The organism is Streptococcus sp. LYSM12, from assembly GCF_004569635.1.
GTDB lineage: Bacteria > Bacillota > Bacilli > Lactobacillales > Streptococcaceae > Streptococcus.
The window spans coordinates 18,205-28,498 of record NZ_SPOZ01000028.1 but is presented as its reverse complement, the minus strand read 5'-3'; the positions used below and the strand labels follow the sequence as shown (position 1 = coordinate 28,498).

Below are 10,294 nucleotides of genomic sequence, written 5' to 3'. Positions count from 1 at the left end.
CTATGAAAGAATTATTAGAAGGACTTGAAGAAGATTTTAAGGTTAATGAATCAAACTTTAAGTCTATTTTTAATTCATCTAAGGTTACAGACCACTATGCAATTATTCCTACTATATCAGGTATTGGAAAAGCCAAAGATTTATCTGATAAAGAAAGTAAAATCTATAATCTAATTAAGAATAAATTACTTGCTTCATGTTCGGATAACTTAAAGGAATCTAGTAAAAAAATCAGATATGAATATGATAAATTTAACTTTAATGCAAGTGGCAAGACTATAATCGATGAAGGTTATACCAAGTATCTAAAGAGCTATGGAAAAGAAAAACAAAAAATGAATTACCAGATATAAAGACTGAAGATAAAATTAGGCTAACTTCTAAAAATATATCGGAGAAATTCACCAAAGCCCCAAGTCATTATAATGAAGATACACTTTTAAAGGCTATGGAGAGTGCAGGAGTAGAATCCTTGGATAAAGACATAGAAGTGGAAAGAAAAGGCTTAGGAACACCAGCCACAAGAGCAGGAATTATTGAAAATCTTATTCATAAGGATCTTATAAGAAGAGATAAGAAAAACTTACTTGTAACAGAAAAAGGCAATAGACTTGTATCGATTGTAGAGGATAAGTTTAAGTCGGCTGAAACAACATCTGAATGGGAAATGAAACTTGCAAAGATTAGCTCTGGTGAAGTTGATAAAGAAGACTTTTTAAGAGAAATAGAAGATAGTATAAGGGAGCTTGTAGATAGGTACAAGAATAATCTAAATGAATAAGGTAAAAATATTAGAGCTTTTCGGTGGCATAGGTGCTATTAGAAAGGCTTTTATTAATTTAAAGATACCTTATGAGGTAGTTGATTATGTAGAAATAGATAAGGCTTGTGTTAAATCATACAATGCACTTTATGGAGAAAATTATAAAGCAAAATCAGTAGTAGGATATAAAGCTCCTGAAGTGAAGATAGACTTAGTTATTCATGGAAGTCCTTGCCAAGACTTTTCAAGAATTGGAAAAAAGCAAGGAGGAGTGAAAAACTCAGGAACTAGATCAAGCTTACTATTTGAAACAATTAGAATAATTAAAGAAATGAAAGAAAAACCTAAATGGATAATTTGGGAAAATGTAAAGGGAGTCCTTGATAGAAATATGAGGGACTCCTTTTTTATTTATCTAAAAGAGATAGAGAGCCTAGGATATGAAAGCAAGTATAAAATCTTAAATGCAATGGACTTTGGCATACCTCAAAAAAGGGAGAGGATATTTGTTGTTTCATGTCTTGGAGCAAATAATTTTTCTTTTAATAAATTGGAGAGGAAAGAAACAAGACCACTAAGTGAATTTTTAGAAAAGGATGTAAGTGAACTTTATACAATGACCCAACCTTATATGCTGAAATTTTTAAATAAAGGCATAAATAACAGTTTTAGAGGGCGACTAAAAGTGATTAAAGATTTTTCTTATACTATTTCTACAAAGCAGATGAGAGTACCTAATTCTGGAATAATAGATATTGGAAATGGTCAGTATAGGTATTTAACAGAAAGAGAATGTCTAAGACTCATGGGTTTTGATGACAGTGATATAGATAAATTAGAAAAAGCACATCCAAGAAGAAAAAATTGCACTTCAAGCAAACTATATAAGCAGTCCGGCAATTCTATTGTGGTTGATGTGTTAATGGCGATTATAAAAGAAATTCATAGAATGGAGGTAGGAAATGCAAGTAAATGATTTTAAGAATATACAAGAAGCAATAAAGTATGAAGTTTTGCAAGATGAAAATGAATATTTAAAACTCTTAAAAGTTATAGGTAATAATCAGAAATATGATTTTTCTAGCCAATTAAGTATATATAACAAAGAACCTGAAGCTAGAGCTTGTGCAACCTTTGATATGTGGAAAAAATATTTTGGCAGAGTTGTTATGAGAGGAGAGAAGGGTATTCCAATTTTAGTTGGAAGTGATGTAAACAAAAAAGTTTCATATATCTTTGATATTAGTCAGACCACATCAATGGATAGGAATATTAATGAGGTTAGCTTATGGCAGTTTGATCACGAAAACCATAATGAGGCTTTAAAAGAAATAATAAATGCTTCTTCATTTGAAGCTAGTGATTCACTCAATGAAAATATATTTTCTTTAAGTCGAATTTATGGAGATGAATATATTAACTTGGCTCTTGCTGATTTGAGGATAGATATAGAGGATAGACTGAGTTTTGAAAAGTTTATGAGGGACTCAATATCCTATGCGGTAGCTAATAGGTTTAATACAGTCTATCCTATGGATATGGAAAATTTAAAAAATAATTTTTCGAGGATTAATACAATTTCTTTAGAGCAGATAGGTCTTGTAATATCAAGGGTTAGTGAAGATATTATAGATAGAACAATAGAAAAATCTAAGGAAATAGATCGTGCTAGGCTGCTGACAGAAAGGGCCGGTGGCGACTATAATAGAGATATAGAAAATATAAATGAAGATAGAGGAGGTCAAGATGATTTATATAGACGAGATGATAGGTCAAGAAGTAGAGATGGACGAGTTTTCACAGATGGAAGCGACAGAAGAAATAGCAATGAAGATCGAAGAGAAAACCTTGGACATGATGGAGAAGGATCTGGAATTTATGGAGAGATTTCCGAATCCAACATACGCAGTTCTAAGACTGTCTTACCTGGTAGGGAGCGAAGACATGGAGAACTGGAAGAAACTTCAGAAAATGTACGAGGAGAAAACACTTTTGAACCACCTGAAGGAAATTCAGAATCAGGCAGTGGACTTTATCAAGAGAGAGAAAGTCAAGATGATGAAAGCACAAGGATTGACAGAGAAAATGATGAGAGGGAATCCAGAGGAATACCAAGGACAGATGAACAACTTGATGGCAACAGTGAAGAAAATGGCAATCAAGGAATACGTGGAAGCTTAGAAAATGAAATAAGTCCAGAAAAGGAAGCTGATGAAGCTTCTTTTTTTGATGGCAAAAACACTGAAAATAGAAAAGATTACTGGATTGTAGAATTTAATGAAAATCACGAATTAGTTCCCGATTATAGTGGGCAGATAGTAACTAAAGACTTAATCAATATCCTAAGACAAAAGGATATTGATATTAAAGACCATAATCAAACTCATGGAGAAAATGAATTTGGAGAAATGACTGATGATTATATCGGATATTTCAAATTCTATTTTGATCACTATGTAGACGGCGAAGTTGTCGAACATTATAGAATTGACCTTGGAGATGGTGAAGAAGTTAATGAGCGTGAATTTTCATATTTAGAAGAGCAAGTTGCACTAAGTGAGGAAAAAGCTTCACAAGAAGAAGTTAAGGAAAAGATAGAGCCTAAGTTTAAGATAGGTGATCAGGTTAGATATAAAGATAAGGACTTTACCATTACAGATTTTGATGAACTAAGTGGAGGACTTAAAACTGTAACCATTAGAGATAATATGGAGTATATGGGAGGTATGATTAGGGGTTCGGAAGTAATTCCATATAGAAACGATTCATACCTTGAAGAAATCTTTGAAAATCTAAGTCAAACATCAGAAAAACTAGCAGTAAAAGTTGGTAAGGAATTTATTTTAGAAGATGAGAATACCTTTAATGGAATTAAATTAATTGAAACAGGAACTAAGGTAGAAGTTAATGGAGAAGAAATCCCCTTATATAAGGCTGAAACATTTGAAGAAAGTAGAAAGATTGATGACCTTTTAGATAGTGGAAACTATGAGATATACAAATTATCTGAGCATGAAAATCAAATTGAAAGACAAGTAGAGCAAGAAAGCTTTATTGATACCCACAATCCAGAAATTGACCAAATGATGGATAGGTATGATGTCCCAAGGGAAGCAGCCGAAAACTTATTGAGGGGTAAAGAGGATTTAAAAAATCTAGGCTATGAACCTAATAAGGAAAGGCTAAGTTTTGCTAGAAATTATGACTTGAAAAATCATATTTACTCAGAATACCTAACACCATCAGAAAAGTTAGATAAAAATATCAAAGCTATTAAAATGCTCAAAAGACTTGAAAATGAAAATAGGAGTCCAAGAGAGTATGAACAAGCCTATCTTGCTGACTATCTAGGTTGGGGTGGTCTTGCTGATGTCTTTGATGAAGAAAAGGGAGGTCAATGGCTTGAAGCAAGGAATATTTTAAAGGAAAATCTAACAAATGAAGAGTATTTGAATGCTAAAGAGTCTACTTTAACATCCTTTTATACACCTAGAGAGGTAATGGATGGAATATATAAGACTCTAACAGATATGGGTTTTAAGACTGGGAATATCCTTGAACCATCTGCAGGGGTCGGTAATTTTATTGGTAATATGCCAAGTGAAATACAAGGCTCTAAAGTATATGGAGTAGAAAAGGATAGTCTAAGCGGAAGAATAGCAAGAGAACTTTATCCTGAAGCTAACATTCAAATTAAAGGCTTTGAAGAAACAAACTTCTCAAACAATTTCTTTGACTTAGTTATAGGAAATGTTCCCTTTGGAGATTTTAAAGTTAACGACCGTGAATATAACAGAAATAACTTTCTGATTCACGATTATTTTTTTGCAAAGTCAATAGATAAGGTTAGGAATGGAGGAATTATTGCCTTCATAACATCATCTGGAACTATGGATAAAAAAGATGAATCTGTTAGAAAATATATTAATGCAAGATGTGAGTTTTTAGGAGCTATGAGGCTTCCTAATACAACATTTAAAGGACTTGCTGGTGCAGAAGTTACTTCAGATATTATTTTCTTAAAAAAGAGAGATTCAGTTATAGAAAGAGATGACGATTGGATACACCTAGAAACTGATAAAAAGGGTTTGACTTACAATAAATACTTTGTAGATAATCCTCAAATGGTATTAGGGGATATGAAAGAAGTATCTGGTAGATTTGGAAATACTATTACTTGTGATGAAAAAGAAGACGAAAATCTAAAGGATTTAATGGATCTTGCAAGTAAGGAAATATCTTCAAATTCAAAATATGAAGAGGTCGAACTATTGGAAGATGAAGAATTAAGTCTTCCAGCAACAGATGATGTTAAGAATTTTTCTTACACTATTATTGATGAAGAGGTCTACCTAAGAGAAAACTCAGTCTTAATCAAGCAGAATATATCAGATAAAAATAAAGAAAAGATAAAAGATTATCTTGATGTAATGAATGCTTTAAAAGATGTAATAGAAAAACAAAAGGACTATTTTTCAGACGATGAAATAAAAGAGTCACAAGCAAAGTTAAATGAAGTCTATGATAACTTTTCAAAGAAACATGGCTTTATTAACTCCTTATCAAATACTAGAGCCTTAAAGGAAGACTCAAACTTTCCTTTGGTTTCATCAATAGAAATACTTGATGATGAGGATAATTTCAAAGCTAAGAGTGATATATTCTCAAAAAGAACAATAACAAAGGCAAAAGTAGTAGACCATGTAGATACTTCTCTTGAAGCTTTAGTCTTATCAGTTTCACAAAAAGGATATGTAGATTTTGAATATATGGAATCTATCACTAATAAAGATAGAGACACCTTAATTGGTGAGCTTGAGGGCGAGATTTTTTTAGACATTAAGGACACAGACCTAATAAATAACAGAATGCCCTTTGAGAATTTTGACAATGACGATCCATTTCATTTTTCATATGTATCGGCTGATGAGTATTTAAGTGGCAATATTAGAGAAAAGATTGGTTACCTCAATTCATATATCGGAGAAATTGAAAATGTAATAGATTTAGCACCTTCTGAGAAGAAAGACACATTATTAAACGAGTTAGGCAAACTCAAATATCAAAGAGAAAAGTTACAAGAAGTTATGCCTGAAGAACTTACTGCTTCTGATATAAATGTAAGGTTAGGAGCAACTTGGATACCTCAAAAAGATATAGAAGACTTTACTTTTAATCTTTTAAAAACACCAGGTTATGATAGGTGGAATATAAATGTTAGGTTCTCACCACATACAAGTGAATGGAATATTGAAGGTAAAAGTGTTGACTCGACTAATGACCTTGCTAACATGACTTATGGTACAAGCAGAGTAAATGCCTATAAGCTAATTGAAAATGCTCTTAATCTAAAAGATACGAAGGTATTTGACCAAGTAATAAATGATGATGGGTCTAAGACTTCTGTATTGAATAAAAAAGAAACTATGCTTGCAAGTCAAAAGCAAGAACTGATTAAAGAAGAATTTAAGAATTGGATATTTGAAGATCCTGATAGAAGATATAGGCTAGAAAAGATTTATAATGAAAAATTCAATTCAATTAGAAATAGAGAATTTGATGGTTCTAACTTAACTTTTGATGGAATGAATACTGAAATCAGACTTAGAGAGCATCAGAAAAACGCCATAGCAAGGACTCTTTATGGTGGAAATACATTACTTGCCCATGTTGTGGGAGCAGGAAAAACTTTTGAAATGGTAGCTTCTGCTATGGAATCTAAAAAGTTAGGACTTGCAAGTAAATCATTATTTGTAGTTCCTAACCACCTAACCACTCAAATTGGTAGGGAGTTTATGCAATTATATCCGTCAGCAAATATTATGGTGGCCGATAAAAAAGACTTCCAACCTAAAAATAGGAAAAGATTTATTGGTAGGATTGCAACGGGAGAATATGACGCAGTCATCATAGGACACTCTCAATTTGAAAAAATACCAATGTCTAAGGAATACCAGGTAAGGCATATACAAGACCAAATAGATGATATAGTTTCCTTTATTGATGAGAACAAAAGAAATAGAGGAGAAAATTTTACAGTAAAACAACTGGAAAAGACAAAGAAGAAACTCTTGGTAAGACTTGAAAAACTAACTGATGACTTTAAAAAAGATGATGTAATAACCTTTGAAGAACTAGGAGTAGATAAGTTATTTATAGACGAAGCTCATAATTACAAAAACTTATTTTTGCATACCAAGATGAGAAATGTTGCGGGTATCGGTCAGAGTGAAGCCTTTAAGTCTTCAGATATGTATATGAAATGTAGGTATATGGATGAAATGACAGATGGAAAGGGAGTTGTATTTGCTACTGGTACACCAATATCAAATTCAATGACAGAGCTTTATACCATGCAAAGATACCTTCAGTATGATGATTTAAAGGCAAGGGGATTAGAACATTTTGACGCTTGGGCTTCTACTTTTGGAGAAACAGAAAACACCTTTGAATTATCTCCAGAAGGTACTGGATATAGGCAAAAGACAAGATTTTCAAAGTTTTATAATTTGCCAGAGTTGATGAGCATGTTTAAAGAAGTAGCAGATATAAAGACTTCAGATATGTTAAATTTGCCAGTACCAGAAGCAAACTTCGAAGTTATTAAAACAAAACCTACTGAGGAACAGAAAGAAATATTAGAAGCTATTTCAGAAAGAGCTGACGCGGTTAGAAATAACCAAGTCGAACCAACAGAAGACAATATGCTAAAGATTACAAATGATGGTAAAAAACTTGCCCTTGACCAAAGATTAATAAATCCACTACTTCCAGATGATCCTAATTCAAAGGTTAATGTATGTGTTAAAAATATCTTTTCGATCTGGGATAAGACAAAAGAAAATTCATCGACACAATTAGTGTTTTCAGATATGTCTACACCAAAAGGAGATGGTGAATTTAATATCTATGATGATATTAGAAACAAGCTAGTGAATATGGGAATACCAAAAGATGAAATAGCCTTTATCCACGAAGCAGATACAGACAAACAAAAAGATGAATTGTTCTCTAAGGTAAGAAGAGGAGAAGTAAGAGTATTATTAGGATCTACTCAAAAAATGGGAGCAGGTACAAATGTACAAAATAAATTAATAGCCTTACACGATTTAGACGTCCCATGGAGACCGTCTGACCTAGAGCAAAGAAGTGGTAGAATTGTTCGTCAAGGTAATGAAAATGATAAGGTAAATATCTTTAGATATGTAACAGAAAATACTTTTGATGCCTATTTATGGGTGCGACATGAAGTCGCTTAATTTAACTGTTTGGCATAATGACCAAACTAACTATTCCGTTAGTTGAGCCAAGTATCGACTGCACTTAGGTGTGGTAAGCCGATATTAAAGTAGCCCTACTTGAGGTTGAACCGTGAGGGAATACCGAAACTGCCAGCAACAAGGCGGTTAGGGAGCAAGGTTTGATAATATGGCTAACATATGTGAACTACTGATAAATGCCGTTAAAGCGAACAGGCTAAAGTTGCTGACAAGCCTGAACCAAAATGGTGCGTAGTCGGATAATCCTTTCCATAGTGGGATTACACGGACAAAATGACTACCGGCAGAGAGGTAGAGCCTAAGTTATCAATGTTAATTAAGTGGAACATGGTAAGCCTGTACCGTTGCCAAAAGGCAAGGCAAATCGTAAGAAATGCTGATAATGGTGCAGGTAAAGGATAATGGAAAAAGCGAATGCCATCTTGTAATGAGATGGATAGGGGTTCAAAATTTGCCCTAACTTGAAAGAGTGCAGACTTCCATTTGGTTTTTAATCACAAGAGAACTTGTAGAATTTTTGAAAGGAGAAAGCAAATGAACAGTAAAATGTGTGCTACTACCAACAGAGCTAAAGACTGGGAAAGTATAGATTTTTCAGTAGCAGAAAGCTATGTTAAAAAACTACAAATGCGTATTGTGAAAGCGTGGAAAATGAGTAAATACGGAAAGGTAAAATCTTTACAGCATTTACTCACAACTTCATTTTATGCAAAAGCCTTGGCTATTAAGAGGGTAACTGAAAACCAAGGCAAGAAAACAAGTGGTGTTGATGGCGAACTATGGCTAACACCACAGGCAAAGTATAATGCAATAGGAAAGTTAAACTTAAGAGGATATAAACCTAAACCTCTTAAAAGAGTGTATATACCAAAGAAAAATGGGAAGAAAAGACCTCTTAGCATTCCTACAATGACAGATAGAGCAATGCAAACCCTATATAAATTTGCACTTGAACCAATAGCAGAAACTACTGCTGACCCTAATTCTTATGGATTTAGGGCAAAAAGATGTACACAAGATGCTATCGAGCAGTGTTTTACATCACTTAATAAAAAGAAATCTGCAAAATGGGTACTTGAGGGAGATATAAAAGGTTGTTTTGATAATATAAGTCATGAATGGATATTAAATAATATCCCAATGAACAAGAAATTATTAAAACTCTGGCTTGAGTGTGGATATATAGAAAAGCAAAAACTATTTCCAACAGAAACAGGAAGTCCCCAAGGCTCGCCAATATCACCTATTATTTCCAATATGGTATTAGATGGTTTAGAAAAAGCAATCAAAGAGAAATACCATAGAAGAACAGTAAATAAGAAAACATATTTCCCAAAGGTTAACTTTGTTAGATATGCAGATGATTTCATCGTTACAGGGGAAAGTGCAGAATTGCTTGAAAATGGTGTAAAGCCAATCATTGTAAAATTCTTGGCTGAAAGAGGTTTAGAATTATCAGAGGAAAAGACACTCATAACACACATAAATGAAGGTTTTGATTTTCTTGGAGTTAATATTAGGATGTATAAAGATAAGTTGCTTACAAAACCATCTGATAAGAACTTCAAGGCTATTGTCGATAAAATCAGACGAATCATAAAAGATAATCCGTCAATGAAACAAGAAATTTTGATTAGAAAATTAAATCCAATCATTATAGGTTGGGTAAACTATCAGAAATATAATGTTTCATCTAAAGCCTTTGAAAAACTTGACTATGAAATATATAAAAGCTTGTGGACCTGGTGCGTTCGTAGACACCCAAAGAAAGGTAGAAAATGGATAGCTAAGAAATACTTCCATACCATTGGAAATAGAACCTGGACTTTCAGTGTAGCAACTGGCGACAGAATGGAAAATGGCGAGAAATACTATCTTCGTCTTAAATATGCTACAGACACTGATATTAAAAGATTTACCAAGATACAAGCTGAAGCAAATCCATTTGATGAAAATTGGCAAATATACTTTGAAGAAAGAGAAGAGTTAAAAATACGAAACGAACTTAAAGGACGTACAGTTATAAATAGACTGTATAAAACGCAAAATGGAATATGCCCTGTTTGTGGAGAGAAAATAACTATTGATACAGACTTTAGAGTACATCAAACAATTCAAAATAACATTACCCTTAAAACTTTAGTACACCCTTGGTGTCATAGAAAATTGTATATAAATGATGAAGAAAACACGCTGGCTCTTTAATTAGGGCTTATAAAAACTTGAGCCGTGTGAGGGGAAACTCTCATGC

Annotated in this window: 3 protein-coding genes and 1 pseudogene; all 4 read left to right on the top strand. The window is 33.0% G+C overall.

The window, feature by feature from the left end:
* Window positions 1–781 (top strand): annotated as a pseudogene (locus tag E4T79_RS09095) (DNA topoisomerase); the annotation flags it as partial.
* Window positions 774–1,739, top strand: coding sequence for a DNA (cytosine-5-)-methyltransferase (dcm, locus tag E4T79_RS09090; protein ID WP_135029611.1), 966 nt, complete (start codon window positions 774–776; stop codon window positions 1,737–1,739). The pseudogene E4T79_RS09095 and the gene dcm, both read left to right, overlap by 8 nt.
* Window positions 1,726–8,022, top strand: coding sequence for a helicase-related protein (locus E4T79_RS09085; RefSeq protein WP_135029609.1), 6,297 nt, complete (start codon window positions 1,726–1,728; stop codon window positions 8,020–8,022). The genes dcm and E4T79_RS09085 overlap by 14 nt, the downstream gene beginning before the upstream one ends.
* A 555-nt stretch (window positions 8,023–8,577) precedes the next feature.
* Window positions 8,578–10,248 (top strand): group II intron reverse transcriptase/maturase, encoded by a 1,671-nt coding sequence (gene ltrA, locus E4T79_RS09080; protein ID WP_135029607.1) that lies wholly within the window; start codon window positions 8,578–8,580, stop codon window positions 10,246–10,248.
* Window positions 10,249–10,294: the final 46 nt, after the last annotated feature.